At 32.5% G+C, this 26,813-nt stretch carries 30 protein-coding genes and 1 riboswitch; of the genes, 4 read left to right on the top strand and 26 right to left on the bottom strand.

What is annotated here, in order from left to right:
- Window positions 1–212 precede the first annotated feature (212 nt).
- From V5784_RS02785 to V5784_RS02850, 14 genes are all read right to left on the bottom strand, one after another.
- Window positions 213–593 (bottom strand): VOC family protein, encoded by a 381-nt coding sequence (locus tag V5784_RS02785; RefSeq protein WP_336887526.1) that lies wholly within the window; start codon window positions 591–593, stop codon window positions 213–215.
- A 112-nt stretch (window positions 594–705) separates the two neighbouring features.
- Window positions 706–999, bottom strand: a complete 294-nt coding sequence (locus V5784_RS02790) for a hypothetical protein (protein ID WP_336887527.1) — start codon at window positions 997–999, stop codon at window positions 706–708.
- Between the two features lie 156 nt (window positions 1,000–1,155).
- A complete protein-coding gene (locus V5784_RS02795; protein ID WP_336887528.1) occupies window positions 1,156–3,804 on the bottom strand; it encodes a valine--tRNA ligase in 2,649 nt (882 codons plus the stop codon).
- A 250-nt stretch (window positions 3,805–4,054) separates the two neighbouring features.
- The gene (locus V5784_RS02800) at window positions 4,055–4,645 is read right to left on the bottom strand and encodes a hypothetical protein (RefSeq protein ID WP_336887529.1); all 591 of its coding nucleotides are present in this window, start codon (window positions 4,643–4,645) and stop codon (window positions 4,055–4,057) included.
- An 84-nt stretch (window positions 4,646–4,729) separates the two neighbouring features.
- Window positions 4,730–6,235 (bottom strand): ABC transporter permease subunit, encoded by a 1,506-nt coding sequence (locus V5784_RS02805; RefSeq protein ID WP_336887530.1) that lies wholly within the window; start codon window positions 6,233–6,235, stop codon window positions 4,730–4,732.
- Between the two features lie 87 nt (window positions 6,236–6,322).
- Window positions 6,323–7,279: a thiamine ABC transporter substrate-binding protein gene (locus V5784_RS02810; protein ID WP_336887531.1), complete on the bottom strand. Its 957-nt coding sequence runs from the start codon at window positions 7,277–7,279 to the stop codon at window positions 6,323–6,325.
- A 10-nt stretch (window positions 7,280–7,289) separates the two neighbouring features.
- The gene (locus V5784_RS02815; RefSeq protein ID WP_336887532.1) at window positions 7,290–8,018 is read right to left on the bottom strand and encodes an ABC transporter ATP-binding protein; all 729 of its coding nucleotides are present in this window, start codon (window positions 8,016–8,018) and stop codon (window positions 7,290–7,292) included.
- Between the two features lie 13 nt (window positions 8,019–8,031).
- A complete protein-coding gene (locus tag V5784_RS02820) occupies window positions 8,032–8,985 on the bottom strand; it encodes an ABC transporter substrate-binding protein (protein ID WP_336887533.1) in 954 nt (317 codons plus the stop codon).
- Window positions 8,986–8,997: 12 nt separating this feature from the next.
- Window positions 8,998–9,762, bottom strand: coding sequence for an ABC transporter permease (locus V5784_RS02825; protein WP_336887534.1), 765 nt, complete (start codon window positions 9,760–9,762; stop codon window positions 8,998–9,000).
- Window positions 9,731–10,030 (bottom strand): thiamine-binding protein, encoded by a 300-nt coding sequence (locus V5784_RS02830; RefSeq protein WP_336887535.1) that lies wholly within the window; start codon window positions 10,028–10,030, stop codon window positions 9,731–9,733. The genes V5784_RS02825 and V5784_RS02830 overlap by 32 nt, the downstream gene beginning before the upstream one ends.
- Window positions 10,031–10,178: 148 nt before the next feature.
- Window positions 10,179–10,279: riboswitch (TPP riboswitch) on the bottom strand.
- Between the two features lie 103 nt (window positions 10,280–10,382).
- Window positions 10,383–10,613 carry a hypothetical protein gene (locus V5784_RS02835; RefSeq protein ID WP_336887536.1) on the bottom strand — a complete coding sequence of 77 codons (231 nt, stop codon included), beginning with the start codon at window positions 10,611–10,613 and terminating at the stop codon, window positions 10,383–10,385.
- A 61-nt stretch (window positions 10,614–10,674) separates the two neighbouring features.
- Window positions 10,675–11,376, bottom strand: a complete 702-nt coding sequence (locus V5784_RS02840; RefSeq protein WP_336887537.1) for an NAD-dependent protein deacylase — start codon at window positions 11,374–11,376, stop codon at window positions 10,675–10,677.
- A gap of 78 nt (window positions 11,377–11,454) precedes the next feature.
- Window positions 11,455–12,327 (bottom strand): radical SAM protein, encoded by an 873-nt coding sequence (locus V5784_RS02845; protein WP_336887538.1) that lies wholly within the window; start codon window positions 12,325–12,327, stop codon window positions 11,455–11,457.
- 22 nt (window positions 12,328–12,349) lie between these two features.
- Window positions 12,350–13,249 (bottom strand): EamA family transporter, encoded by a 900-nt coding sequence (locus tag V5784_RS02850; RefSeq protein WP_336887539.1) that lies wholly within the window; start codon window positions 13,247–13,249, stop codon window positions 12,350–12,352.
- Between the two features lie 171 nt (window positions 13,250–13,420).
- Between V5784_RS02850 and V5784_RS02855 the strand changes: the two genes are divergently transcribed.
- The 4 genes from V5784_RS02855 (at window position 13,421) to V5784_RS02870 (ending at window position 16,344) form a co-directional block, all read left to right on the top strand.
- Complete coding sequence (locus V5784_RS02855; protein ID WP_336887540.1) at window positions 13,421–13,870, top strand: SoxR reducing system RseC family protein; 450 nt, start codon at window positions 13,421–13,423, stop codon at window positions 13,868–13,870.
- Window positions 13,871–14,183: 313 nt separating this feature from the next.
- Window positions 14,184–14,978 (top strand): amino acid ABC transporter substrate-binding protein, encoded by a 795-nt coding sequence (locus V5784_RS02860; RefSeq protein ID WP_336887541.1) that lies wholly within the window; start codon window positions 14,184–14,186, stop codon window positions 14,976–14,978.
- 2 nt (window positions 14,979–14,980) lie between these two features.
- On the top strand, window positions 14,981–15,616 hold the full coding sequence (locus V5784_RS02865) for an amino acid ABC transporter permease (RefSeq protein WP_336887542.1): 636 nt from the start codon (window positions 14,981–14,983) through the stop codon (window positions 15,614–15,616).
- Complete coding sequence (locus tag V5784_RS02870; protein WP_336887543.1) at window positions 15,607–16,344, top strand: amino acid ABC transporter ATP-binding protein; 738 nt, start codon at window positions 15,607–15,609, stop codon at window positions 16,342–16,344. Before V5784_RS02865 ends, V5784_RS02870 begins: the two co-directional genes overlap by 10 nt.
- Before the next feature lie 72 nt (window positions 16,345–16,416).
- Here V5784_RS02870 and V5784_RS02875 read toward each other — a convergent pair whose 3' ends face one another.
- The 12 genes from V5784_RS02875 to secG all read right to left on the bottom strand — a co-directional run bounded on the left by V5784_RS02875 (window position 16,417) and on the right by secG (window position 26,220).
- Window positions 16,417–16,716: a cysteine-rich small domain-containing protein gene (locus V5784_RS02875; protein ID WP_336887544.1), complete on the bottom strand. Its 300-nt coding sequence runs from the start codon at window positions 16,714–16,716 to the stop codon at window positions 16,417–16,419.
- A 172-nt stretch (window positions 16,717–16,888) separates the two neighbouring features.
- The gene (sfsA, locus tag V5784_RS02880) at window positions 16,889–17,602 is read right to left on the bottom strand and encodes a DNA/RNA nuclease SfsA (RefSeq protein ID WP_336887545.1); all 714 of its coding nucleotides are present in this window, start codon (window positions 17,600–17,602) and stop codon (window positions 16,889–16,891) included.
- 54 nt (window positions 17,603–17,656) lie between these two features.
- Window positions 17,657–18,088 carry a hypothetical protein gene (locus V5784_RS02885; protein WP_336887546.1) on the bottom strand — a complete coding sequence of 144 codons (432 nt, stop codon included), beginning with the start codon at window positions 18,086–18,088 and terminating at the stop codon, window positions 17,657–17,659.
- Window positions 18,089–18,101: 13 nt separating this feature from the next.
- Window positions 18,102–18,467, bottom strand: a complete 366-nt coding sequence (locus V5784_RS02890) for a hypothetical protein (protein WP_336887547.1) — start codon at window positions 18,465–18,467, stop codon at window positions 18,102–18,104.
- On the bottom strand, window positions 18,467–18,916 hold the full coding sequence (locus V5784_RS02895; RefSeq protein ID WP_336887548.1) for an RNA polymerase sigma factor: 450 nt from the start codon (window positions 18,914–18,916) through the stop codon (window positions 18,467–18,469). Before V5784_RS02895 ends, V5784_RS02890 begins: the two co-directional genes overlap by 1 nt.
- Window positions 18,917–18,963: 47 nt before the next feature.
- Window positions 18,964–20,199: a hypothetical protein gene (locus V5784_RS02900; protein ID WP_336887549.1), complete on the bottom strand. Its 1,236-nt coding sequence runs from the start codon at window positions 20,197–20,199 to the stop codon at window positions 18,964–18,966.
- Window positions 20,196–20,594, bottom strand: a complete 399-nt coding sequence (locus V5784_RS02905; RefSeq protein ID WP_336887550.1) for a hypothetical protein — start codon at window positions 20,592–20,594, stop codon at window positions 20,196–20,198. Before V5784_RS02905 ends, V5784_RS02900 begins: the two co-directional genes overlap by 4 nt.
- A 104-nt stretch (window positions 20,595–20,698) precedes the next feature.
- Window positions 20,699–21,751, bottom strand: coding sequence for a flavodoxin-dependent (E)-4-hydroxy-3-methylbut-2-enyl-diphosphate synthase (gene ispG / locus V5784_RS02910; RefSeq protein WP_336887551.1), 1,053 nt, complete (start codon window positions 21,749–21,751; stop codon window positions 20,699–20,701).
- The gene (locus V5784_RS02915; protein WP_336887552.1) at window positions 21,738–22,649 is read right to left on the bottom strand and encodes an ankyrin repeat domain-containing protein; all 912 of its coding nucleotides are present in this window, start codon (window positions 22,647–22,649) and stop codon (window positions 21,738–21,740) included. Before V5784_RS02915 ends, ispG begins: the two co-directional genes overlap by 14 nt.
- A 104-nt stretch (window positions 22,650–22,753) precedes the next feature.
- Window positions 22,754–24,565, bottom strand: coding sequence for a translational GTPase TypA (gene typA, locus V5784_RS02920; protein WP_336887553.1), 1,812 nt, complete (start codon window positions 24,563–24,565; stop codon window positions 22,754–22,756).
- Between the two features lie 42 nt (window positions 24,566–24,607).
- Window positions 24,608–25,849 carry a replication-associated recombination protein A gene (locus tag V5784_RS02925; protein ID WP_336887554.1) on the bottom strand — a complete coding sequence of 414 codons (1,242 nt, stop codon included), beginning with the start codon at window positions 25,847–25,849 and terminating at the stop codon, window positions 24,608–24,610.
- Window positions 25,850–25,995: 146 nt separating this feature from the next.
- Entirely contained in the window at window positions 25,996–26,220 is a 225-nt protein-coding gene (gene secG / locus V5784_RS02930) for a preprotein translocase subunit SecG (protein WP_336887555.1), read from the bottom strand.
- Window positions 26,221–26,813 lie beyond the last annotated feature (593 nt).

Raw genomic sequence — 26,813 nt, forward strand, 5'->3', positions numbered from 1 at the left:
CTAAAATGTTTATATCCTTTTTTCATAAATTAACTCCTTTAATGTTTGTTGTCGTAACTACATTATATCGGTTTTTATGAAAAAAGGTCTTTTTTTATTTCAAGTGGTCGACTTGAAATGATTATACACCAAGTAAAAAAATATTAGAAAAGAAAAAACCTGTAAATAAACACTTTTTTAGTGTCTATCCACAGGTTTTTTCTTTATATCTTCTACCCTCTTATAATTTCCATCTTGTATCCATCAGGATCTGTGATGAAATAGTACCCAGGCTTTTCTCCGGGGAGTCCCTTAAGATCTGTTATTTCTAACCCCATATCTTTATGAAATTCATGGGATTTTTCTAGGTCACTCACAGCCAATGCAAAGTGGCTGAATCCATTTCCCATCTCATAAGGTTTTTCAGTATCATAATTATGTGTTAACTCTATTTCAAAGTTTTTATCTTCATCACTTAGATACACCAGTGTAAACTTATATTCGGAATAATCCAATCTCCTTACTTCCTCCAAAGACAATACTTTTTTATAAAAACCCAAAGACTTATCCAAATCCATTACTCTGATACAGGCATGTTCTAACTTATAGTTCATTTTTTCTCCTCCTGAATATTAATTACTTTTATTCAAAAATTTTACTATAACTTTATGAATTTTACAAGGAAAAGAAGGGTAAGATTTAAATTACTTATTTTCCCCACTGTATTTATAACTCTTTATAAATAATTTCAAGTGCTTTATCACCTTTTTTATATCCTATTCTTGGTTTATCAAATTTTTTATCCAGAACTTCTAAATTACTTATCTTTGAGAACTTTAGGAGCATCCAGTCATGATGTTTTTTAGAAGTATGATCTCCTTCTATTTGAAAACAACGTAACGTTTCATCTCCCTTAGTTGATACACCACATGCATGAGGTTCTACAATCCTATCTAGACTATCATAGGTCAATGACATCAGTTTTTTTTCTTCTATAGCCTTTACTATTAAATTTTTCATGACTCCCTCCTGTTTATATCTTTACTTTCACAATCCATTGTTATAACATTTTTTACATTCCCACTATAAGTATACAACAAAATATCAAGGACTTAAAAAATATTGAAAATTTAAAAACAGGGACCCCTGATTGGAATCCCTGTTTTTATTTATTTTTTATTTAAATGCCTTTAAGTTTTCAGTTAATTTATCTAACTTATCTTGGTACTCTTTCTGTATCTTTCTTTCTCTCTCTAAGATATGTTCAGGAGCCTTCGAAGTAAATTTTTCATTAGAAAGTTTACCATTTACTTTAGCCAAATCCTTCTCTACCTTAACCATCTGTGCCTCTATCTTCTTAATCTCAACCTCAGGATCTAATAAGCCTGCTAGCGGTACATACAGTTCAGAATTTTTTACTACTCTGAATCCTGCACCCGTAGGTTTTGCTACATTTCCAAATTCTAAAGTTTCTAATTTAGCTAACTTAGTTAGGAAAGTTTTATTGGCCTCTAAAGTTTTAAGTTCAGATTCATTACTAGTTCTTAAGATTGCTTTTACTTCCTTTGCAGGAGATATATTTATCTCAGCTCTGATATTTCTAAGTGCAGAAACTACTGATTGTAAATATTCAAAAGATGCTTCTACTTCTTCATCCACTAAAGTTTCATTACAAGTAGGGAATGTTTCAAGCATGATTGTTTCACCTTTAGCTCCTAATTTTTGCCAGATCTCCTCTGAAATAAATGGCATAAATGGATGTAATAATCTTAATCCTTCTTCTAATACTGTCCATAATACATATTGAGCAGTTTTCTTAGATTTTTCATCTTCACTGTTATAAAATCTAGTCTTAGCCATCTCAACATACCAGTCACAGAAGTCTCCTCTTAAGAACTCATATGCTCCCTTAGCAGCTTCATCTAATGTGAAGCTATTTAAATTTTCATTTACTTTTTTAGATGCTTTATTTAATCTAGAGAAGATCCACTTATCCACTAATTCTAACTCTAATTCATCTTTATTTACACTGTTAATATCAAAACCTTCTAAGTTCATCAACACAAATCTAGATACATTCCAAATCTTATTTGAGAAGTTTCTTCCCATTTCAAGTAATTTTTCAGAAAAATGTACGTCCTGTCCTTTAGATGTATTATAGATCATAGTGAATCTAATGGCATCTGCACCATATCTATCTATTAATTCTAAAGTATCAGGAGAGTTTCCTAATGACTTAGACATCTTTCTTCCTTGCTCATCTCTAACGATCCCATGTAAGAATACATGCTCAAATGGAATTCCCTTCATCTCATACATTCCCATCATTACCATTCTAGCAACCCAGAAGAATAAGATATCTGCTCCAGTCACCAGTGTATTCGTTGGGTAGAATCTTTCCAATTCTTTATCATCTGGTAATCCTAGTGTTGAAAAAGGCCATAAAGCAGATGAGAACCACGTATCTAAAACATCTGTTTCTTGAACTAATTCAACTTTTTTTCCATAATGTGCAAGAGCCTGAGCCGCTGCATCTTCATCTGATTTTGCTACAAATAAGCGATTGTCAGGCCCGTAATATGCAGGTATTCTATGTCCCCACCAGATCTGTCTAGATATACACCAATCTCTTATATTTTCTAACCAGTTATAGTAAACTTTTTCCCATCTCTTTGGCATGATCTTAACATCACCATTATATACTACTTCTAATGCATCTTTTGCCAATGATTCCATCTTAACGAACCATTGATTAGATATTCTAGATTCTATATTTGTATTACATCTATAACATTCACCAACTTTATTGTCGTAATTCTCTATTTTTTCCATGAATCCCTGCTCTTCTAAATCAGCAACGACAGCAATTCTAGCTTCTTCACGGGTCATTCCTTCATATTTACCAGTAAGAGCATTCATCTTAGCATCTGGAGTAAATATATTCATGATCTCTAAGTTATGTCTCTTTCCGATCTCAAAGTCATTGGGGTCATGAGCTGGAGTCATTTTTACTACACCAGTTCCAAATTCCATGTCTACATAATCATCAGCTATAATAGGAATTTCTCTTCCTGTAAGAGGAAGAATTACCATCTTACCTACTAAGTCTTTATATCTCTCGTCGTTAGGGTTTACAGCTACTCCAGTATCTCCTATCATCGTTTCTGGTCTAGTAGTTGCTACTACAAACTCTACATCGGAATCTTTAATAGGATATTTTATATGCCACATATGACCTTTGTGTTCACTGTGATCTACTTCATCATCAGCTAAAGCAGTTCCACATTGTGGACACCAGTTTACCATATATTCACCTTGATAAATTAATCCATCGTTATATAGCTTTACAAATACATCTTTTACAGAGTCAGAACAAACTTCATCCATTGTAAATCTTTCTTTCTCCCAGTCTAGAGAAGCTCCTAATCTTCTAAGTTGAGTCGTGATTATTCCACCGTACTCATCCTTCCATTCCCAAACTTTTTCTATAAATTTATCTCTTCCAAGATCATCCCTTGTTAAATTATCTTCCGCTAGCTTTCTCTCTACTCTATTTTGAGTAGCTATCCCTGCATGGTCTGTTCCTGGCATCCAAAGGGTATTGTATCCACTCATCCTCTTCCATCTGATAAGAGTATCCTGAATACTGTTATTTAAAACGTGTCCCATGTGTAATACACCTGTAACATTTGGCGGGGGCATAACTATCGTATAGTTAGGCTTTTCATCGTCTGTTGTTGCTCTAAAATATTTATTTTCTTCCCATATCTTATACCATTTACTCTCTATCTCCGTCGGAGAATATATCTTTTCTAATTCCGTCATAACTGACCTCCTAAGTTTATTTTACAAAAAAATAGTAGCTATCTTATTAAAAATAGCTACTTTAATCTCTTTATATTATTCAAGGGTTTATAAAATTTCAAAACCATAGCTATCACCTATATCAATTTGATTAAAATGTGATTAACTTTGACCTCTACTCTTTTCATAAATGTGTTCCTCCCTCTAAATTTATTCATAAATATTATCATTTTTTTAGACTTTTGTCAATTTACATTTTCTTGCAATTTAATTATTTAGCTTCTGTTTTTGTAAGTATTTCACCCCTTTCAAATGATAGGTCTCCATTAAGAGTTATTAGCTTATCCGCTACTATGATACTCTCATTTATAATTCTAGGGTATATTTCCTGATATTCAGTGTCATTTTTTTTGATCTTTATAGGTTTCAAATCACTAAGTTTTAAAGGTATCAAAACATGATCTTTTAAAGCACTATCCAATTTTAAAAACTCCAATCCAACTATATTTACTTTTGTTAATTTCAATGATAATACTCCTGTTTTATCATCTAAAATAGGTTTTAACTCTCCATTAATAGAAGCATCCAATGTAGTTCCATTGAGATTTAAATTAAGGTTACCACTTATATAGATCTGGTCTTTTTTTAAATTTATTACCATATCTTTTATAGTATACTCAGCCATTGTTTTTTGACCCAAAACTTTAATTTCCTTTTGGAATTCCAAGGGGCTTATGGCTGTTACAAATGAATTAATCGATTTTTCAGATAATTGAATACTTATATCACTAGCCATACTCAAAGTATAAAATATAATAAATACTAAAACTAATAATTGTTTTTTAATCTTAATCTCCTCCATATTGTTTTTCTAAAGTAATCAACCCTGACCAAATTTAGACCTATTTTATTTCTGCCTCTCCTTACACTTAGTTTTCTTTAAGACTTATCTTTTTTTCCTTCTCATATAGGGTATCATAAATAATATTCCTATTATAACTATATTCAGACTACTCATGGCTGAACTCTCTAAAAATAATTTATTGGTATATAGATTATAGTTTACCACCGACGAAAGTGGAAGATATCTTCCCAGCTGCATAGTATAGGTTATGGTGAATTCTGCATAGATGACGGCGAAAATCTGTAAGTAAGTCCCTGTCAAAATTTCCTTTAGAATTGGGAACTCCACATATATAAAGGTCTGTAATTTATTTGCACCATCTATACTGCTGGCTTCCAATATATCCATTGGGAATTTTTTTATATATTGATACATAAATGAATAAGCCAGAGGGACTGTTGTCAGAAAAAAACCTCCTATAAGTAAAACTATATAGGGTATCTCATAGATTATATTAGTATAAACCAATGTTATTCCCAGGAATCCACTGGAGATCCCAAAGGTAGAAAATATTATATAGGTGCTAAATTTATCGGATATTTTCAACAATAGATAGGTAAATACCACCACTATAAAAGCAGTTACCATAGCTATCATCCCCGAATTTATGATAGATTCGATCACTGGATATCTTTGATTAAATTTTGGTGAAAGGATATCTATAAAAGCTCTCAAAGAAAACTTTTTATCATAGTAGTTGTAGAAGGAAAAAACTAAATTTATCCCCACAATTCCAAATTCAAAAAGGATAAAGAGATAACTGTATATCACTGTAATCCGCGATACCTCTCCAGTTTTTTCACTCTCCTCCAATTCATATCCGGTAATCTTCTCGCCGATAATATTCACACCTGTCAAGATTAAAAATTGGACGATCCCTAGAGCAAACATCCTAGAAAAATTAGCACTTCCCATGAGGGAATTCACTATTTCTACTTCCAGGGTAGAAAATTTCAACCCTCCCAAGGATAGTACTATTCCGAAAGAGGTAAATGAATAGGTAAATACCAAGAAAAAACCTCTGAATATCTGTGGTAAGATGAGAGGTAACTTTATTCTTGTAAAAATAACCCATTTACTGGCTCCACACTCCATAGCGGCTTCTATCACTTCACTCGGTATCCTCTTCAACCCCAGAGATAGATATTTTACAAATATTGGTGCATTATAAAATACATTTGCAATTAAGATAGCTTTCAAACTATATAAAACACCTAAATCCTTCAATAGTGGCAGATTGAATACCAATGAAAATGTTATTACTATAGATATTACAGGAAAAAAGAAGGGGATAAATATAGTCCCCTCTATGAGAGTACTGAGTAATCCCCTTCTATAAGTCACATAATATGCAGGAAGGATGGCCGCAATAAAAGCTAAAATTGAAGATAAGATTCCCTGCTTAAAAGACATGGCGATAAGACTCACAGTCTCACCATCCATTATTCCTATTAGATCTTCTAAGTAGAAGAAATCTCTTCCAAATATGTAGATAGGAAATATCCATAATATCAGATATCCTATATTTAAAATCCTAGCTTTTTTCATTTTTCTCTCCCTTATTTTTTTACTTCTTTACCATTTTTTTTGAAGTCTACAGTCGTTTAAAAATAATTGTGTAATTAATTACTAATTTTATTTTTTTAATAATTTTATTAATTCTCTCTTATATTCCTCTATTCTTTCCAAATCACTAGGTTTTACCCTCACTACCTTAGCCGACGTTGGCACTCTACTATATTCATCTCCTAATTTTATATCTGTTACAGGAAGCATATAGTTTTTTTCTGCCATGGCTCTTTGGAATTTTTCCTCCAAGATATAGTCCATAAACAGCTTTGATCCATCTTTTATATCTTTTTTTGCCACGATAGAAGCTCCTTGTACATAGATATATCCCCCTTCACTTGGGATAAAACTTTTATATGAACTTTTCTCGTCAAAATAAAGGTCACTGGTAGCGTAACCTACCATAAGCGGTGCTTCGTTGGTTGTAAATTTTGCCCATCCTTCACTCCATCCTGGAGCTACCGTTTTGATAGCGGGTTTCAGTTCTTCCCAAAATTTTAGCCAATCTTCCCCATATATTGCAACTGTCCACATCATAAATTCTTGACCAGTAAATGAATTAGGAGATAAAACTATTAACTGACCTTTTAATTTTTTTAGTTCCTCTAAAGACCTCGGCATCTCTTCTAATCCATCTTTATTTGCATTTATAGCCAACGATCCGAAATCAAATGGAGTAGAATACCACTCACTGTCTATCAGGTATTCCTCTTTCATTATCTTATCGGCTGTTTTAGGTTTATAGCTAGCTATAGTTCCTTCTTTTTTAGCCTGAATTACATTTATTTCTGACAAGCCCAAAACTATATCTGCTTTTGGTCTTCTTTTCTCTAATTTTAATCTAGCAGGAATTCCTTTTATTCCTATTATTTCTACTTCTACACCCGTTTTATCATAGAAATCTTGCCCCACCTCTTCCTGTAAAAATGTCATAGAACTAGGTACATATACTACGATTTTTTCCTTTGCAAAACTTGTTATTCCTAATAATACCATTAAAATCCATAAAATACTTTTTTTCATCTTCGTCCTCCTATTTTAATTTTTGCAATATTTTTCTTTTATATTCTAAAAATTCCTGTGACAGAATAACATCTTTTTTTCTCGGTCTAAAAAAATTGATCTCCAGCTCATCTAAAAATCTGCCTGGTCTAGTAGACATAATATATACTCTATCTGAAAGATAGATAGCTTCCTCTATATCATGGGTAATAAATAAGATAGAATGATTATGCTTTTTCCAAATTTCTAAAAGCCAGTCCTGCATAGATGACCTAGTCAGAGCATCCAAAGCTCCAAAGGGTTCATCCAACAACATTAAATCACTATCAATTAAAAAACTCCTGAGAAGTCCACCCCTCTGCCTCATCCCACCAGATAATTCATGGGGATATCTATCCTCAAATCCTGAAAGTCCAAATTCTTCTATCAATGGAGTTATAATTTCTCTCCATTGTTCTTTTTTCATCCCACTTATTTCTAGGGGGATGGTGGCATTTTCGTAGAGAGTCTTCCATGGCAGCAATAGATCTTTTTGAGGCAGATAGGAGATGACCTTGTTTTTAACTGTACTTCCCTCTACCCATACTTTACCAGTATATTCTGTCAAAAGCCCTGTAATTATCTTAAAAAGAGTACTTTTCCCACATCCAGAAGGTCCAACTATAGAAATAAATTCACCTTTTTTAATGTGTAAATTTAGATCTTTTATCACTTCTACATCTCCATATTTCTTCGATAATTTTTCGATTTCTAATATCATAGCTCTCCTTTTTTTAATCCTTTAAAAATTCGTTGGTAAAAGCTTTTTTCATATCTGTAGTCCCATCTATCAAATTATTTTTATATAGCCAATTTTGATATCTTTCCCATACTTCTAGCTTTTGATCTCCCCAATAAGGAGCATCGTCAGTATATTTTGAAGCCAAATATTTTTGACTTTCAATAACTAAATTTCTATCTAATTCTGGAACCTCTTTTAAGAGTAGGTCTCCAGCTTTTTCTGGATTCTTGATACTATATTCATATCCTTTTTTCACTGCTCTCATTACTTTTTTTACTAACTCTGGATTTGTTTTTATAAGTTTTTCACTACTTGCAAATATTGGAGTATAATAATCGAGCTCTTCTGAATAATCTCTAAGCCTGATATAGTTTAGTTCCTTCCCTTGGAGTTTAGCTTCTATATTTGTCCATCCCTCAAATACCCAAGCAAAATCTACATCACTTTCACTGGATTTAAAAAAGTCCATAGACCCAGTAGTAAGAATATTTACTTCACTTAATCTACCACCATCTTCTTCTACCAATTCCTTTAAAGTAGCTTCCTCTACTGGAGATCCCCATCCACCATAGTTTTTACCCTTAAAATCAGAAGGTCTCTCAATTCCTTTTTCCTTCAGCGAAGCAAAACCAGATGTATTATGCTGAATTATTGCTCCTAGTGAAACTATAGGTAAACCTTCTAATCTAGCGAATGTTACAGCCTCTTGATAAGTTACACCAAAATCTGCTCTTCCTGAGGCTATTAACTGAGTAGAACTTCCACTTGCTGGCTGTAATATATCGACCGCTATCCCCTCTTCTTTAAAATAACCCATTTGTTTTGCTACATAGATTCCTGTATGATTTGTATTAGGTGTCCAATCCAAAACTATATCTACCTTTTCTAATGCAAATATACTCACAATATTTAAAATTAACAATAAACTTATTACTCTTTTTCTCATTCTTTTCCTCCTCTATTTTTTTACTTGCTTCCAAGGCATCACTATTTTTTCTATATATTCTATTCCCTTAAAAATCCCTAGACTAAGGACGACCACCACTATTATAGCCGCAAAAAGATAGTCTGTTTTAAATGAGCTGATGGCTCTGGTCATATATATTCCCAATCCACTTTTAGCTCCCAACCACTCTCCTATTACTGCTCCCATGATAGAATAAGTCGCCGATATTTTTACTCCTGAAAAAAAACTAGGCAAACTTGATGGCAAGATAACTTTAAAAAATATATACTTTTTACTAGCTCCCATAACTTGGAATAGATCCAATATATCTCTATCGACTTCCTCTAATCCCCCTAAAAAACTAAGAAGCATAGGAAAGGTACAAATTAATATCACTATTAATATCTTAGGTAGGACCCCAAATCCAAACCAAATCAATATGACAGGTGCTATAGCTATCAATGGAATTGTTTGACTAATCAATAGATATGGATATAACATTTTTTTTACCTTCTCAAATGGATATACAATCCCTCCTATAATCAGAGCAAAAATGATCGATAAGATAAATCCCGTAAGGGCTTCAAATAAAGTTACCAAAGAATGTTTGAATAAAATTTCTTTTTGATTGTATAATGCTTTCATTACCCTTGTAGGAGTTGGTAAAATATATCCAGGGATATCCAAGATTCTAATAATCACCTCACATCCCACTACTAATACCAACAAACTTATTAAAAATAGATTATTTCTTTCTGTATTTACCGACTTTTTCATCTATAGTTATCCCTTCTTTTTTATGATCAAATTTTGCTATTGTTGTTACTCTTTCAGCACCCTCATTGAAACAAATTTCTTGAGCTTTTTCTAGTATACTCAAAAGATCTTTGAACTCCCCTTCTATCGTTGTTCCTAATCCTCCTACCTCATATTTTAACCCTGTTCCTATGATGTGCTCGATCACCCTGTCTATCACAGTATATTTTTCCTTTTCTCCACCCTCTATTGTAGGTAGTATTTGAATATCCATATTTGCCAATGCCATTCTTCTTCCTCCTTTTAATTGATAATAATAAGTAGGGGTAATTCATGAATTACCCCTCCGTAAACTTAAAATCTTTAACACTAATTTATACAAACAAAAAAGACCTCCCGAAGGAAGCCTTATTAAATATAAATATAAATATACTATTCATACCCTATAAAAATTCATCCTACGCTAGCATTATCTAGATCAGGTTAACAGTCGAGACTATAACATCTCCTCTCAGCAAAAGCTCCTGCAATATTTATTTGTACTTCATTGTATCAGAATACCCAAAAATTACAACTAATTTTAAAAATATCTGTGATCATCCATCTAAAATTTGTGCCATCTGTGTCCAAGGTTTAAATTTTTAGTTATGTCTTTTATACTGTGCCTTGGTTCCTTCTCTCCAGCTTTCACCTAAAATAGCTCCTGTTTCCTTGTTACAAGTAAGCATATAACTTCTTTTATCGTAATCAAAATCCCAATAGAAATCATCTTTCTCCTCACTCATATCAATATCTATTTCGCCATCTACCCCAGGTAGTAACTCCTCTAAATAATCATTTAATTTTTCTACACATTCCTGTAAATCATACATATCTTTCCTCCTATTATTTTAAAACTAGTTTTCTATAATTTAAATTTTACTTCTTAGCCTTTTACTCCATCTCTTTTAAAACTTCTCCTATCTTATCTGAAATAACCAAATTGGCTCTTTTATTATACCTTGTGGAATCTTTATTTATCAAAATTAATTTTTCCCCCTTATAAAGGTCTACCAATGAGGCAGCAGGCTGAACTACCAGTGATGTCCCTCCTATGATTAAAACATCTGCATTAGTGATATAGTGCATGGCTCTATCATAGCTATTCATATCTGGAATCTCTTCATATAGGGTAACATTCGGCTTTATTATCCCGTTACATTTACTACAATGGGGCACACCTTTTCTATCCATAATTTCATCTAAAGTATAGAAGGTTCCGCAGTCCATACAATGGTTTCTGTGGATACTTCCATGAAGTTCTAAGACATTTTTACTTCCTGCCATTTGATGCAGTCCGTCTATATTTTGAGTAATAACTGCCTTTAATTTCCCTATTTTCTCTAAGTACGCCAAGACCCTGTGTGCATCATTTGGTTTAACATCTGGATATACTAGATATTTTTTATAGAATTCAAAAAAACCTTCTTTATCTTTTTCAAAATATGTTCTGCTGACCAGATATTCAGGGCTATGAGAATATAAACCTGTAGCACTCCTAAAATCAGGAATTCCACTTTCTGTAGAAACCCCAGCGCCTCCAAAGAACACAATATTGTCACTTCCATCTATTATTTTTTTCAGTTTTTCATACATAGAATTTCCTCCCATTTTTTTGAAACCACTATATCATTCGTGTTCATTTACGTAATTCGGGGTTCATTTTTTTTCCTTTTAAAATTTTTCTTTAAAAGTACACTTTTTACACAGTTCCTCTACAGCTTTTTTATTGCTGAATCCATCGTAGATAGCAGTGGCTCTTTTCCCTTCTATTATCTCTTTAAATGATTTTTCAAATATATTTCCTAGATCTACTACTCCTTCACCGTCAAGACAACACGGAATTACCGTTCCATCCACCAAAACCCCTATCTGAGTTCGGAGCCCATAACAAAATCCATCTTCATTTTCACCTTCATCAGAGAGTTCTGGCCACTTAAATTCTAGATCTGTGTTGAGATATAATCTATTCTTTATTTTTAGCCCGCGACCTGGGACTAATTTGTCCTCGATCTTATAATCTAAATCAAAATATTTTTCTATCTTACCTATAATTTTTCTATTTCCTTCCATCTGAATCTTATTTTTATTACCGTCATGAAAGTTCCATAATCTCAAGGATATATAGGTATTTTCTAAAGAGAGTGATTTTTTTGTAAAATCCAATATTTTTTTTAGGTAGTCATCTTCATCTATCTTATCTATATCATCATCAAATGAGTGGAGGGAAAAATTAATCTGTCTAAATGCCTTTTTATCTACTATTTTTTCTCCTACCCTGCTTATCAAAGTTCCATTGGTAGTTATATTTACCTTTATACTCTTTTCTTCTGCCAGGTCTAAAAAACTAGCTATCTCTGGATGTGATAGTGGTTCACCCTTTACATGGAGATAGATATAATCACTATACGGTTTTATCTCATCTAAAATATGCCTAAATTCATCTTGGCTCATAATTTTAGGAGTTCTGATCCCTTGGGGACAAAAACTGCATTTAAAATTACATCTGTTAGTTATCTCTATATATACTTTTTTATATCTTTTCATCTTTTTCTCCTCTCTATTATCTTTAAAAACTCCAATTTTTGAAATTCATGTTTTTATAATTTATTTTTATACTCGGTAGCGTAGATGCTATTATGATCAGAATCATTCCTCCTATCTTAATAACTCCTAGTCCCTCTCCGTATACAAAAAAACCTATACTACTAGCTACCATTACCTCAAAATTAGCTATTATACTTACCCTTATAGGGTCTAAATATTTAATTGCCTTCAAAAAAAATAAGTGGGACAAAATCGTTGGGACAAAGCCAAATCCTAATCCTAAAATTATCATTGATCTATCTTGAAATAAAGTTCCCAAACTTTCTAGTGGATTTATTTGAGGAGATACCACTAAAACTCCAGCTAAAAAGCTATAGAACATAAGGGTATATGGATCTATTCCTTTAGGAATATTTTTATTAAAAATTGGTAAAATTCCGTAGGACATTGCGGCCAATATCCCTAAAACAATTCCCACTGTATCTCCCACAAAATTATTTATAGAGCCATTAGTAACTATTAAAAAACATCCCGTAAAACATAAAACTATAGAGATAATATTTGTTTTAGTTAGTATAGTCCCATTAAATATTTTGGCAAATAACATGGTAAAAATAGGAGCGGTATAGAGTAAAATAACCCCGGTAGTAATCCCCACCCTTACTATAGAACCAAAATAAAATAAATTAAATAATCCCTGGCTTATTACTCCTACTAATAAACAAAATATTAGTTTTTTTCCACCTATTATAAATTTTTCCCTATCACTAAACAATATATATACAAACATCAAAATAGTTGCAAAAAAAAGTCTGAAAAATGAGATTTCATAAGAATTAAATCCTGCATCCTTTAGGTAGGTTACAACTACCCCTAAAGACCCCCAAAATGTTGCTGCTAAGATTACAAGTATATATCCCATAATTTCCCCCTTCTAAAAATTTAATCAAATTATCATTCTCCTCTACTTTAACAGATAAAAAATAAAAAAACAACAACCAGTAAGATTTTTTCATTATATATATATATACTAAATTACATATTTTTAAAAGTATGATATAATAAATTCACAATGTATCTAGGAGGAATTTGTGTGGAAAATAAGGGTATCGTAAGAAAAATTGAAGGAAAGAACCTATCTATAGAACTATTTAGAGACAGCTCTTGTGCTCACTGCTCTGGATGTGGACAAAAAGACAAAACTATAGCTGACTTATATCACTATGAACTGAATGAGGATATTGAAGTTAATATAGGAGATCTGATAACCTTTGAGATCAACAATAAATTCATCTTAAATTTAGCTCTTCTTATCTATATCTTACCTGTATTTTTAATGATTCTAAGTTATATCATAGCCGCTAAATTAGGTGCCAGTGAAGGACAGGGAATATTTGTCAGCTTTGCTACCCTAGTAATATCATTTTTAGGTTTTTATATCTTTGATAAGAAAACTGGAAGTAAATTGATCCAAGAGGAGATCTCTATCAAGGAAGTTACTCCTTCAGATGAGATAAAAATTACAAGTTGTGGGCCAGAATAAAAAAAAAATCTTGACATATCTTTTTTTTAGGTGTATTATACTAGAAAATCAGACAGGAGGAGGGTAAGATGTTTAACAAATCATTTTTAAATTTTATCACAGTTCATCATCATCATCATAGATAAGGATTTGTATTATGATTTAATCATAGTTACAGATCCATGTTGTTTTTCAAAAAAACTTGGTTCTATATCTATGATGATTTAAACACTAAACTCACACTCTTGTTTAGCCATCTAGGTATTCTAGATGGCTTTTTTATTTTCCGGAGATAAAATGGTAGCAACAAAACAAACTTAAGGAGGATTTATTTATGAAAAAAATTTTTATAACATTAATTTTAATATTGGCTGGTGTACAATCTTTTGCTTTTTCAAATGAAAAGGGGGATACTTTAACAAAAATAAAAAAAGATGGATATTTCACTGTAGGATTAGATGATACCTTTGCACCTATGGGATTTCGAGGGAAAAATGGCGAGATAATAGGATTTGATATAGACCTGGCCAAAGAAGCTGCTCGTAAGATGGGAGTTGAGGTTAGATTTAAACCCGGTGATTGGGATGGTATCATCTTCGAACTTAGAAGTAAAAAGATAGATATGGTATGGAATGGAATGACTATCACCGAGAATAGAAAGAAGCAGATTGCATTTTCAAAACCTTACTTCAGCGGGGAGCAGATAGTTGTTACTAAAAGCGGCAGCGATATCCAGAAGATCTCTGACCTTTCAGGAAAAACTGTCGGTGTTCAGTTAGGAAGTTCTTCCTACTTTGCTTTAGAAAAAAATCCAGTATATTCCAGTGTAAAAGATGTAAAAAAATACGGTTCCAATGTAGAAGCACTTCTAGACTTAGAAGCTGGCAGAATTCAAGCTATAATAATTGATTCTATGGTTGGAAAATATTATATTGCAAAAAAAGAAAAAAAAGAAAACAAGGATATCTTTTCAGTTGTAAATGATCCTTTGGCTGTTGAATACATGGGTGTTGGAATGAGAAAAGAAGATCGTTCCTTTGTCACAGAGATCGACAGAGTCTTGGATGAGATGCAAAAAGACGGAAGTTATAAGAAAATATATGAAAAATGGTTTGGTAGGAGGGGTTAAATATGATTGACAACATCTACTATATCGCAAAGGGTTTAGATGTTACCCTGAGACTTTATTTCATAATCATATTATTTTCAATCCCATTGGGACTACTTCTTGCACTGGGGGACCTTTCTAAGATTTCATTGTTAAAAAAGTTTGTAACCTTCTACACATGGATATTTCGAGGGACACCACTTCTTTTACAACTTTTCTTCGTGTACTATGGATTGCCGATAATGGGGATAACACTCTCCCCATTTGCAGCAGCTAGCATCACCTTTATCATCAATTACGCGGCCTATCTCTGCGAAATATTTCGTGGAAGTATCCAGGGAATAAATAAGGGTCAATTTGAAGCAGCGAAGGTCTTAGGGATGGGCTACAAACAGACTATGATCAGGGTAATCTTCCCTCAAGCTCTTAGAACTGCACTGCCTCCCCTTTCTAATGAAGCCATAGCTCTTCTTAAAGATACATCTTTAGTTTCAATAATCGGTACAGCAGAGATCTTAAGAAAATCAAAGGAATTAGTGACCAGAGATTTTACGATAACTCCCTTCTTCATTTCTGGGGTTTTCTATCTTATTCTTTCTACTTTAATCCTGCTTGTCTTTAAAAAATTAGAAAAAAGGATGGCGATCTCATGTCAATAAAAATTAGAAATATCAATAAATCTTTTGGAAATTTAAATATTTTAAAAGACATATCATTAGATATCAACAGTGGAGAGATTATCTCTATTATCGGCCCCTCGGGCAGTGGAAAATCTACCCTCCTAAGATGTTTAATAGACTTAGAAGAAATAGATTCAGGGACACTTGAAGTTTTTGGTGATCCCCTTGTATGCAACAATAGAAATCCTGAAAAAAAAGAGAGACTTGAAATTCTAAAAAAAATGGGTATGGTCTTCCAATCCTTTAATCTTTTTCCACACAAAACAGCTATAGAAAATGTAATAGAACCTCTCATTGTTGTAGATAAGATAAAAAAAGAAGTTGCTATAAAGAGAGCTATGAAACTTTTAACTATGGTTGGATTAGAGGATAGGATAAATAACTACCCTTCAACTCTTTCTGGAGGACAACAACAGAGAGTTGCCATTGCTAGAGTCCTTGCCAGAAATCCTAAAATACTTCTTTTTGATGAACCTACATCTGCTCTTGATCCAGAAACGGTAAAGGAGGTTCTCACAGTAATAAAATCCCTTAAAAATACTGGAATAACCATGATCATAGTCAGCCATGAGATGCAATTTGTAAAACAAGTTTCAGACAGAGTAGTTTTTATGGACTGTGGAACTATCCTCAGTTGCGATACGCCTGATAAAATATTTAATTCTGCTAAAAACGAAAGGATCAGTAAATTTTTAAATAATTTTTAAATAAAAAAGCTCAGAAAATAGTAGAGATTTAATCCTCTGCTATTTTCTGAGCCTTTATTATCATTGATGCGATTACTTAATCTCTATTTTTTCCTCATCTTTGTGGTTATCCAAATATTCATTTTTTACTATATCAATTACAGTTAACATTCTTTGCTGGACAAAATCATATCCAGTATCTTTCATATGTGTAATTATACAATTACTGCAATCTTTTATCCCATGACTATATTTAAAATTACCATCGCACTCTTCTCCTAGCATATATAATGGGCAGTAACAGAATAAACAGTTGAATTTACTCTCATCAGCTATTGTATGACATGGAAAATACTCACATTTTTTATTTTGCACAAATTTAAAATTTGCCATTTTTATCCCTCCAATGTGCTTCGCACAAATTTATATTTTATAACGGAAAGAGAAAAAAACAAATTTAAAACTTTTTTTTAAGACCACTGATCTCCCATATTATTCCAAATTTAAAATTTTAATCTATGAAAATTTGTGTAATCTGTGATTAGTTTTTTATCTTTTATTTCTATTAGTTTTTAACTTTATCCATTATCTCTATTGTTCCCCTATAATTTATAATACCATTATCTAGAGATAGTTGTATAGGATATATTTCCACTCCTGCAGAGATTGCTTTATAAAAATATTCATTAAATTTTGGATCTGTCTCATATCTAGGTCTAAAAATATCTGAACTTCTAAAAACCAATAAGATCACAGCTGCTCTATCTCCTGCCTCCTTTAATTCAATGAGTTCTTTTAGATGTCTTACAGCTCTCTCACTGGGAGCATCTGGAAACATCGCTACCCTATCTTCTGCTAAGGAAACTCCTTTTATCTCTACCCATATTTTCTTACCATCTTTCTCTAAGAGATAATCTAGCCTGGACTTACCATACCTTACTTCAGCCCTTAGTTTATCGATCTTTCCCAATGGAGATATTTCAAAATCATTCAATAGGTTTTCTGATATATATCTATGAAAACTTGAGTTTATAAGGATATCTTCCCCATCAGATGCCCTCCCACTAATCAGGTCCCATTTTGTTTTTCTATTGAGATTAGTAGCTCGCCTTATTTTTAACCTGTTCCCTTCATAGAGAAGTTCCTTTATCCTCCCTGAATCATGAACATGAACAATTTCTTCAGAACCACTATCTAATCGTACACGGGCAATAAATCTATTGGGTCTTTCTAAAAACACTCCCTCTTCATCTATTTGTATCTTATATAATTCCTTCATTTTACACCTCATTCTTTTTTATTGTAAACAAAAAAAGTCATAGTTCCCCATAACTTAATTTTGATGTATTTGAACGTCTATAGTTGTCTTTCTTAATATTCCCTGATTTTCTAGATATATACCTTTCGCTCTTAAAAAATCTTCCTTGGATATATACTTTCTCACGTCTATTTGAGTTTTTAGCTGGTTTTTTTTCACATTTGAATTTATTTGACCAATCTCATCAAAAATTTTATTTATTTTAAACCAGTTTTTTTCCGGATCATCTATCAGCAATTTATTTATTTCTAATTCTTTTTGATCCAATTCGATAAGCATTATTCTATGTTTTTTTAGTGCCATACCCAAAATAATCTTTGCATTTTCTATGTTTTTATCACTTATTCCAATCGTTGACAGTTCCTTTTCCATATTACTTATTGAAATATTGGCATAGGAGAACATCGATCCTAGTAGCATCAATCCCAGTATTATATATCTTCTCATCAAAATTTCCTCCCTACATCTTAAAGTCACTTACAAAAAAATCTTCCTCTTTAAAATTTGACAGCTTCCTACCTTTTAATAAACCATCATCTAAAAGGTCTATTTCTATGCCTTCCCTGCCCTCTAAATATTTAGGAATAACATTTCTGCTAGTCACTGTTTTTATAAAACCTTGACTTACTCTGACGTTTTGCGGTTGACTATGGTCTTTTATTTGATACAATGCTGAGGTAGATACTATTCCCACAATAAATAGTGAAAGTCCAATAGCACTATTTCTTTTGTTTTTATGCTTTTCTTCCCACAATAAAGTCTTATATATATTTACCTTTACCCTCGCCTTCATATCTCCATTTATTTCTTCTCTAAAATCATCCATTATAATCCCCCCATCTCCTTTAAACCTTTATAGTAGATCGATTTTACTGTTGAGAGTTTCATATCTTTTATCTTACCTATCTCTCTAAATTTATACCCATATATATCCTTCATGAGTATTATTTCCCTTTCCCTCTCAGATATTAATTGTAACTTTTCTTCTAAAACTATTTTTGTAGTTATATCTTCATTATCTTTTATACTGAGTACCTCTTCATTTAGCTCAAATGTTTCTTTCTTTCTCCTAAAAAAATCATAGGTTTTATTAATAGCTATCCGATATACCCATGTGTATATTCCACTGTCATTCCTAAATTTTTTCAAATTTTTATAGACCGTTAAGAACACATCTTGGACTATATCTTCTGCATCTTCCTTATTTTTTACCATTCCCAGTATTTTATTGTAGATCCTACTAAAATACGTCTCAAATATCTCATCAAAATTCATAATTTCATTCTCCTATACTACTTCGACGCAATAAACTCATAAAAAGTTTATTTTTTTTCCTCTATATAGGAGAAAACAAACTTTTTCTTACTATTTTTGTCAATATCTAATTTAAATTTAACTATTCTGTTAGATATCTTTTCATATTTTTCTGAAGACCTTAATTTTGTCCAAACTTCTGGCAGCTGATCATAGTTTATTTCTAAATTTATTTTTTTATTGCTTTTATTTTTTATTTCTATCTCGATCTCTTTTTTTACCAGATTATTCCCCAAAGAATAAGTCTTTTTTATTTTTTTATCTATTATAACATTAAAACTTTTATTTAACTTCAAATTATATTTTTCTCCATTAGGGATAAATCCAATATTTGAATCTCCTACAAAATTTTTACCATCCCATACGTATATCCTTCCCATAGGAATAGTTGTATCACTTATATTTTCGATCTCCACTATCCTGGTTGGGGTTTTAGAGTATTCTTTGGTCCAATATACATATCTTTCGACTAAATTTATTTTCTTTGTCTCTAATTTTATATTTTTTTCACTATTTCTTTTGAGATCTAGTTTGTCTTTTAACTTGTACTCTATCCTATTGTTAGACTCTCCCCTGGAAATACTGTCTGCCATCTCAGATTTAATCATATAGGCCCTTGGAGTTGAAAGTTCAGATATAATTTTAACCCTTATATTCTCTAGATCTTCTCCTGTGTTGTTATAGATCTTTCCCCATGTTTCTAAGCTCATCTTATCTATATCCAGGCTATGAGATATATTTAAATTTATTCCTCGTATTATATAAGATAAATTTATTTTTTTACCCAGTTTTCCTACATCCATTGTCAGTTTATTCTCAGTTTTTATCTCTGTATCACTTAATTTAAGGTCAGGATTATTTAAGATATAGATCTCTCCTGTATTTATATCTTTACCAACTATATTTTTCCTATAATCAAGGAGTACTAGGTCATAGGTCTTCCCATTTTTTTCAGCCCGAATAATCTTCCCTAGATAAGATCTCAAAATGGAGTTGGAATCTACATTCTTTTCTAATTCCACTCCTCTCAAGTCTCCACCTGTCAAATTAATAGAACTGATATCTATATTTTTAGATATTCCTTCATAGATTATCCTGTTTTTATCTCCATCATCTTTTAACTTCAAAGATTCATTGATCATTACCTTATTGAGGTATATTATAACTTCCCTATCCCTGGTATTTTCAACTCTGTAGGCAAATAAATTTATAGAACACAATAAAAATAAAACTGTCTTTTTCATAATTCCCCTCCCATCTCTAATATAACAGCACTGTCCCCCTTCAGTTCAACAACAGAATCTTTTTCTATAACAATCTTGCCATTGGACCTCTGCTCCATATTGTTATTATTGTTGTTTCTTTTACCAGACCCTCCTACACTTACACCAATACTTATATAACTTCTAGGATTCCAACTCACTGAATATTCCCCTGGTATCAAATAATATTCTCTCCCTAAACTAATTATATCGCCACTTAAAAATATCCTCTCAGCTCTTCCTTCAAACCTTATCTTTACAGCACCATCAAAATATTGATTTTTTAATATCCTCCCATCTTTTATTCCCTTTTTTTCTGTAGAGCTGCATGCTGTCATAAGTAATAATATTGTCATTATAAATATAATTTTTTTCATATCAACCTCCAATTATCTCCAGGTACTCTCTTTTCTTTCTTCGTGATCCTTTGTGTAATTCGTGACTAGTTTTTCTCTTTTCACTCTTAATTCTCAACTTTCAACTAATTCTCCATATCTTCCTCTATGAGTTTTTGCAGTTCTTTTAAAATTTCTCCTTCTTTAACTGTTTTTATTACTTTTCCTTTTTTAAACAGTACTCCTACTCCATTCCCACCGGCTACACCATAATCAGCTTCACGAGCTTCTCCAGGACCATTCACCACGCATCCCATAACAGCTATCTTGATCTGTTTCCCATAGTCAGAAAACTTTCTTTCCACTTTCTTAGTCAATCCTATTAGGTCGATCTCGGTTCTTCCACAAGTCGGGCAAGAGATAATCTCAGTTCCTATTTTTCCTATCCCTAATACTTTGAGTATCTCTTTGGCTACCCCTATCTCCTCTGTGGGATCTTCTGTCAATGATACCCTTATCGTATCGCCTATTCCATCCATTAGGAGACTTCCTATCCCTATGGCTGATTTTATACTCCCCTGAAAATAAGTTCCTGCCTCAGTCACTCCTAGGTGTAATGGATAATCTATCTTCTCTGCTATTATTTGATAGGCTCTTCTCATTATCTTTACATTACTTGCTTTCAGAGATATTATTATATCTTCAAATCCATATTTTTCCAATAGATTTATATGATACATTCCACTTTCGACCAAGGCCTCAGGTGTTACTTTTCCATATTTTTTTAATATTTCTTTTTCTAATGATCCCCCGTTCACCCCTATTCTAATAGGAATATTATACTCTTTGGCTTTATCTACTACCTCTTTTACCCTCTCGTCAGATCCTATATTCCCTGGATTTATCCGGAGCTTATCTATCCCGTTTTCTATGGCCAGTAATGCTAATTTATAGTCAAAGTGAATATCTGCTACCAAGGGAATATTAATTTGTTTTTTTATCTCCTTAATGGCCTCTGCCGCTGCTATATTATTTACAGTTACCCTCACTAGCTGACACCCTAAATCTTCCAATTCTTTTATTTGAGCCACTGTTTTTTTTACATCTGCTGTATTTGTATTTGTCATCGACTGAATAATTACATCTTCATTTCCGCCTATATAGATATCTCCTACCTTTATTCTTTTAGTATTTTTCATCTTCTTCCACTCCCAATTTCGATAGTAGTTCTACCATTTTTTCATCTTTATTTTCCCGGGCGATCCTCATAGGTCTCTCCCCATAGGATGAATAATCTTTATCCCCGCCAATCTTTATTAGGTCTTCCACTGCATCATAGTATGCATTAGCTATACTTCGAAGGTATACTACTCCCAATACATTTTCTCCATCTTTATTTTTATGGTACAAATTTAAATTTTCCGTCAAAAACATCCTGATAATATCCTCATCATATGCATAGTATATAGCAGAATTTCTCCTGTCATCTATCATATTGATATCAGCACCATTTGCTATGAGTAGACTCACTACTTCTTTATTCCTCTTAGAAGCTGCCCACATTAGAGGAGTCCACCTATCTCTATCTGCTATGTCTAGAGCAGCTTTCTCTAAGATCAATTTTTCAACATAGCTATTAGGTTTTATTTTAATGAAATTTATAATTAAAGGTACTCCCAAATTATTTATATAATCTATATCTACCTCTGCTTCTACAAGGACATCCAAAGCCTTTTTGGTCTTTACTAAATCTATAGCTCTTTTAGTAGGACCAAAGGACGTCATATTCACTCTTTTTTGAGGAATGGTTTCTGTCTCTAAATCAACACCATGGGAGGTGATTACCTTCAAACTTTTAAGACTGTTATTTTTAACTATCTTCATTAGGAGAGTTTCCCCATCTTCTCCTATATAATTTGGATTAAATCCATTTTCTAAAAAAAATTTTAAACTCATGGCATCATCTAAGCCTATACTTTGCTCTACCATGGAATATGGTATTTCTATCTTCTCTACCTCGATAGTTTTTTCTTTTTCCACACCACTGCAGGATAGCAAGAGCATTCCCAGTATGATGGTCATCAATATTTTTTTCATAAAACCCCCAATATAAATACTTTTAACTCTCCTTCTAATTGTACATTAGAAATCGTAAATTGTAAATTGTATAAAAAAAAAAAGAGGCAAAGCCTCTTTTTTTTCTATCTTGCTGTTCCTCTTGATGCTCTCTTTCTGTCACCCTCTGTTAAGAATCTTTTTCTCATTCTGATGCTTAATGGTGTGATCTCTACTAACTCATCGTCAGCAATATACTCTAATGCTTGCTCTAATGTAAATTCTCTAGCTGGAGCTAATTTCGTAACTGCATCTGTTCCAGAAGCTCTCATATTTGTAAGCTGCTTTCCTCTAGTTACATTTACAGTCAGATCATTTTCTCTAGAATGTTGACCAATGATCATTCCTTCATATACTTCTAAGCCAGGGCTAGCAAATAAAGTTCCTCTAGATTGTGCATTTCCTAATGAATATGCAGTAGTTGAACCTTTTTCAATAGAGATTAATACTCCTCTTTGTCTAGTTGGTATTTCACCTTTATATGTCTCATAATCGAAGAATGAATGGTTTAATATTCCAGTTCCTCTAGTTTCAGTTAAGAATTCGTTTCTGAATCCAATAAGTCCTCTTGCAGGCACTTTAAATTCTAATCTTGTATATCCATCTACTCCTTGAACCATATTGATCATTTCACCTTTTCTGACTCCTATTTTTTCAATTACTACACCTGTGAATTCATCTGCTACGTCTATGATAGTTAATTCGATAGGTTCACACTTAACACCATCTATAGTTCTCATAATAACTTGAGGTTTAGCTACCTGTAATTCAAAACCTTCTCTTCTCATATTTTCTATTAATATAGATAACTGAAGTTCTCCTCTACCTTTTACAGTGAAAGCATCTGCAGATTCAGTTCTTTCTACACTCATACTAACATTATGCTCTACTTCCTTAGATAATCTATCCCAGATATTTCTAGAAGTTACAAATTTCCCCTCTCTTCCAACGAATGGAGAAGTACTTACTGAAAATGTCATAGCTAATGTAGGTTCATCTATATCGATTAATGGTAATGCCATTGGGTTAGTTCTATCAGCTACTGTTTCACCGATATCAAATTTCTCTGTTCCGGCAATTGTTACGATATCTCCACAAACTGCTTGATCTAACTCTATTCTCTTCATTCCTTCAGCACCAAATATTCTAGTGACCTTGAAGTTTACCAGTTCACCGTCTCTTTTGATTAAAGTTACTTCTTGGTTTTTATTTAAAACACCATTATGGATTCTTCCAGTTGCTAATTTTCCTAAGTAGTTATCTGGAGATATATTAGTCACTAACATTTGTACTGGAGCTGCAGGATCTCCTTCAGGGTCTTTTACATGTTCAATAATAGATTCAAATAACGGTTGCATATTTATATCTTCATCAGTTAATTCATTCTTTGCATATCCATTTCTAGCTGAAGCATATATTACTGGAAATTCTAATTGATGATCGTTTGCACCTAATTCAACAAATAGATCGAATACTGCGTCTACTACTTCTTCAGGAGTACAGTTAGGTCTGTCAATCTTGTTTACTACAACAATTGGATTTAATCCATGCTCTAATGCCTGCTTTAATACGTATTTAGTTTGTGGCATTACACCTTCAAATGCATCTACTAATAATAATACTGAGTCTACCATCTTTAATATTCTCTGTACTTCTCCACCAAAATCAGCATGGCCTGGAGTATCTACGATATTTATCTTGTATCCACCAAAATCAAGGGATGCATTCTTAGATAAGATAGTGATTCCTCTTTCTTTCTCTATATCGTTTGTGTCCATTGCTCTTTCAACAAGTTCTTCTCTATCTCCGAATACTCCTGATTGTCTTAACATTGCATCTACTAATGTTGTTTTACCGTGGTCTACATGAGCTATAATAGCTATATTCTTTATGTTCACTGTTTCTCCTCTTTTGCCTCATTTGGCATATATTAAATTATTTTATCTACTATATTTGTTCTTCCACAACTTATTCAATTTTTCTAAAATCATTCTTTCGTTCTTATTGTTTTGCGGAAGATAATAAACTTTATTATTTTTTTTATACTCTTGATATACAAAATTCCCATCATAACTATGGGGATATTTATAGTCTTTTTTACCCAGATCAGTCAAGTGAGTCGGCACTTCTTCTATAATTCCATTTTTTATATCCAGCATGGCTGAATTAATAGCCTCATATGAACTGGATGATTTAGAAGATATAGCAAGATATATCGTAACTTCCGATAGTATAATTCTTACCTCTGGCATTCCTATTTTTTCGCAGGCCATGACAGCAGCGTTTGCCATAGTAAGTCCTTCTGGATTAGCTAGCCCAATATCCTCTGATGCACTTACGAGTAATCGTCTGGCAATATATCTTGGGTCTTCTCCCCCATCTAACATCTTAGCCAGCCAATAAACAGCGGCGTCGGGGTCTGATCCCCTGATACTTTTAATGAATGCCGAGATGGTATTATATTTATCTTCTTTTTTATGGTAGCCAGTTTTTCTCTTTTGAAGCAGATTTTCCACTTCCTCTAAATTCATTGTTTCTCCTACTTCTGAGATCAATTCCAAATAGTTTAAAGCTATCCTTCCATCTCCACCAGAGAGCTCTTCAATATAAAATTTTATCTCCGAGTCCAATTTCATATCTTTATAAGCCAATGCATTATCTATGAGTTTTAAGATCTCATCTCTACTTAATTTCTCAAATTCGAAGATCATACATCTTGAAAGGAGAGCATTATTGAGGACATAGTATGGATTTTCTGTAGTCGCTCCTATGAGAACTATGAGTCCATCCTCTGTATGAGGTAATAGAGCATCCTGCTGTAACTTGTTAAACCTATGGATCTCATCTAAAAATAGGAGTGTTCTCTTATTTTCTAACTCCAATCTTCTGTTGGCTCTATCTATGACCTGCCTAAAATCATTTAAGTTAGCAGTGGTTGCATTTAATTTTTCAAAACTATACTCCAATTCATTTGAAATCAGCACACCTAAAGATGTTTTCCCTGTCCCAGGGGGACCAAAAAAAATAGAATTAATCATCTTTCCCTTTTCTATCAGTTTTCTTAAGACGCTTCCTTTTCCTATAATTTTTTCTTGTCCTACATACTCATCTAAGGTTTTAGGACGCATGGTATATGCTAGGGGTCTGACCCCGTCATAATTTTTTTGAAAAAGTGTATTCATTTCGATCTCCATTATATCACAAATTTCATTATCTGTACAACATTAAAGCATGTCACATTGCATCTAATTGGGGATAATCATAGTTTAAAACTTTATAATTTACCGTACAATTAAAGAGGCTAACCCTACAGGTCAGCCTCCTCTCTTTAGCTTACTAGATATAGTAATAATGCTATTATTAAAAATCCAGCTGCTACAATTTCAGTAGCTTTGGCTAAGGGTCCGCCATCATCATGTACACCAAAAATACTATTGGTAGTACCTGTTCCTATTCCTCCGCTCATACCTTTACTTCTGTCAGGTTGAATAATTACTAAAACCATTAAAGAGATCGCAAGTGTAAATAAAATTACCGTTAAAAATATAGTCATTTTTTGCCCTCCTAAAAACCTTTTCTTTCTTAATATTATAGCTTATTTTATCTTTTTTGTAAAAAAGTATTTTAAAAATGTTTTTTGTCACGAATTACACATTTTTAAACCCCTTACACAAAGCTCACAAAGGGAACCTAGAGAGGTCACTAAGAAATTCTCTTTTTATAATTTTTTTTGACCCTGACTAAAATCTGACTTTAAAAGTGAAGTTTATAGTCGTCCCACTTCAGCTGTACTGTTCCTACAATGACGATTGTGACAGAGGTTATTGCTTCGGTCTCTCAGATCAAGCCACATTTAAAATTAGATTTATTTTTCAATCTAATTTTGATATTCGTGAACCTGAACCCAGTTAAGGGCGGAACCCTTAGAATCTGACTTTCTATCGCTGATCACACAAATTTACTCAGATTATTCAACACTAAGAATTTTTTTTCTTTAAACTCTACTCCTCTATTTTTTTCATATAGGTCAAAATTTCCTTGGTATACGTTAAAAAATCTCCTACTCCCTTTTCTACTATAAATTTTATCACATCTAATTCTACCGCTTGATATTCATGTATAACCACATTTCTGAATCCTACCATT

This window comes from Psychrilyobacter sp., from assembly GCF_037132775.1.
Taxonomy (GTDB): domain Bacteria; phylum Fusobacteriota; class Fusobacteriia; order Fusobacteriales; family Fusobacteriaceae; genus Psychrilyobacter.

Bases quoted from the DNA above. Each gene is read 5' to 3' on its own strand.
- V5784_RS02795 (WP_336887528.1), bottom strand. From the start codon at position 3,804: ATGACGGAATTAGAAAAGATATATTCTCCGACGGAGATAGAGAGTAAA.
- V5784_RS02790 (WP_336887527.1), bottom strand. From the start codon at position 999: ATGAAAAATTTAATAGTAAAGGCTATAGAAGAAAAAAAACTGATGTCA.
- V5784_RS02885 (WP_336887546.1), bottom strand. From the start codon at position 18,088: ATGAGAAGATATATAATACTGGGATTGATGCTACTAGGATCGATGTTC.
- V5784_RS02870 (WP_336887543.1), top strand. From the start codon at position 15,607: ATGTCAATAAAAATTAGAAATATCAATAAATCTTTTGGAAATTTAAAT.
- V5784_RS02860 (WP_336887541.1), top strand. From the start codon at position 14,184: ATGAAAAAAATTTTTATAACATTAATTTTAATATTGGCTGGTGTACAA.
- V5784_RS02810 (WP_336887531.1), bottom strand. From the start codon at position 7,279: ATGAAAAAAAGTATTTTATGGATTTTAATGGTATTATTAGGAATAACA.
- V5784_RS02825 (WP_336887534.1), bottom strand. From the start codon at position 9,762: ATGAAAAAGTCGGTAAATACAGAAAGAAATAATCTATTTTTAATAAGT.
- ispG (WP_336887551.1), bottom strand. From the start codon at position 21,751: ATGAAAAATACTAAAAGAATAAAGGTAGGAGATATCTATATAGGCGGA.
- V5784_RS02820 (WP_336887533.1), bottom strand. From the start codon at position 8,985: ATGAGAAAAAGAGTAATAAGTTTATTGTTAATTTTAAATATTGTGAGT.
- V5784_RS02835 (WP_336887536.1), bottom strand. From the start codon at position 10,613: ATGTATGATTTACAGGAATGTGTAGAAAAATTAAATGATTATTTAGAG.
- V5784_RS02890 (WP_336887547.1), bottom strand. From the start codon at position 18,467: ATGGATGATTTTAGAGAAGAAATAAATGGAGATATGAAGGCGAGGGTA.
- V5784_RS02900 (WP_336887549.1), bottom strand. From the start codon at position 20,199: ATGAAAAAGACAGTTTTATTTTTATTGTGTTCTATAAATTTATTTGCC.
- V5784_RS02875 (WP_336887544.1), bottom strand. From the start codon at position 16,716: ATGGCAAATTTTAAATTTGTGCAAAATAAAAAATGTGAGTATTTTCCA.
- secG (WP_336887555.1), bottom strand. From the start codon at position 26,220: ATGACTATATTTTTAACGGTAATTTTATTTACACTTGCGATCTCTTTA.
- V5784_RS02840 (WP_336887537.1), bottom strand. From the start codon at position 11,376: ATGTATGAAAAACTGAAAAAAATAATAGATGGAAGTGACAATATTGTG.
- V5784_RS02805 (WP_336887530.1), bottom strand. From the start codon at position 6,235: ATGAAAAAAGCTAGGATTTTAAATATAGGATATCTGATATTATGGATA.
- V5784_RS02905 (WP_336887550.1), bottom strand. From the start codon at position 20,594: ATGAAAAAAATTATATTTATAATGACAATATTATTACTTATGACAGCA.
- V5784_RS02925 (WP_336887554.1), bottom strand. From the start codon at position 25,849: ATGAATACACTTTTTCAAAAAAATTATGACGGGGTCAGACCCCTAGCA.
- V5784_RS02845 (WP_336887538.1), bottom strand. From the start codon at position 12,327: ATGAAAAGATATAAAAAAGTATATATAGAGATAACTAACAGATGTAAT.
- V5784_RS02865 (WP_336887542.1), top strand. From the start codon at position 14,981: ATGATTGACAACATCTACTATATCGCAAAGGGTTTAGATGTTACCCTG.
- V5784_RS02895 (WP_336887548.1), bottom strand. From the start codon at position 18,916: ATGAATTTTGATGAGATATTTGAGACGTATTTTAGTAGGATCTACAAT.
- V5784_RS02800 (WP_336887529.1), bottom strand. From the start codon at position 4,645: ATGGAGGAGATTAAGATTAAAAAACAATTATTAGTTTTAGTATTTATT.
- V5784_RS02830 (WP_336887535.1), bottom strand. From the start codon at position 10,030: ATGGCATTGGCAAATATGGATATTCAAATACTACCTACAATAGAGGGT.
- V5784_RS02785 (WP_336887526.1), bottom strand. From the start codon at position 593: ATGAACTATAAGTTAGAACATGCCTGTATCAGAGTAATGGATTTGGAT.
- V5784_RS02815 (WP_336887532.1), bottom strand. From the start codon at position 8,018: ATGATATTAGAAATCGAAAAATTATCGAAGAAATATGGAGATGTAGAA.
- sfsA (WP_336887545.1), bottom strand. From the start codon at position 17,602: ATGAAGGAATTATATAAGATACAAATAGATGAAGAGGGAGTGTTTTTA.
- V5784_RS02850 (WP_336887539.1), bottom strand. From the start codon at position 13,249: ATGGGATATATACTTGTAATCTTAGCAGCAACATTTTGGGGGTCTTTA.
- V5784_RS02915 (WP_336887552.1), bottom strand. From the start codon at position 22,649: ATGAAAAAAATATTGATGACCATCATACTGGGAATGCTCTTGCTATCC.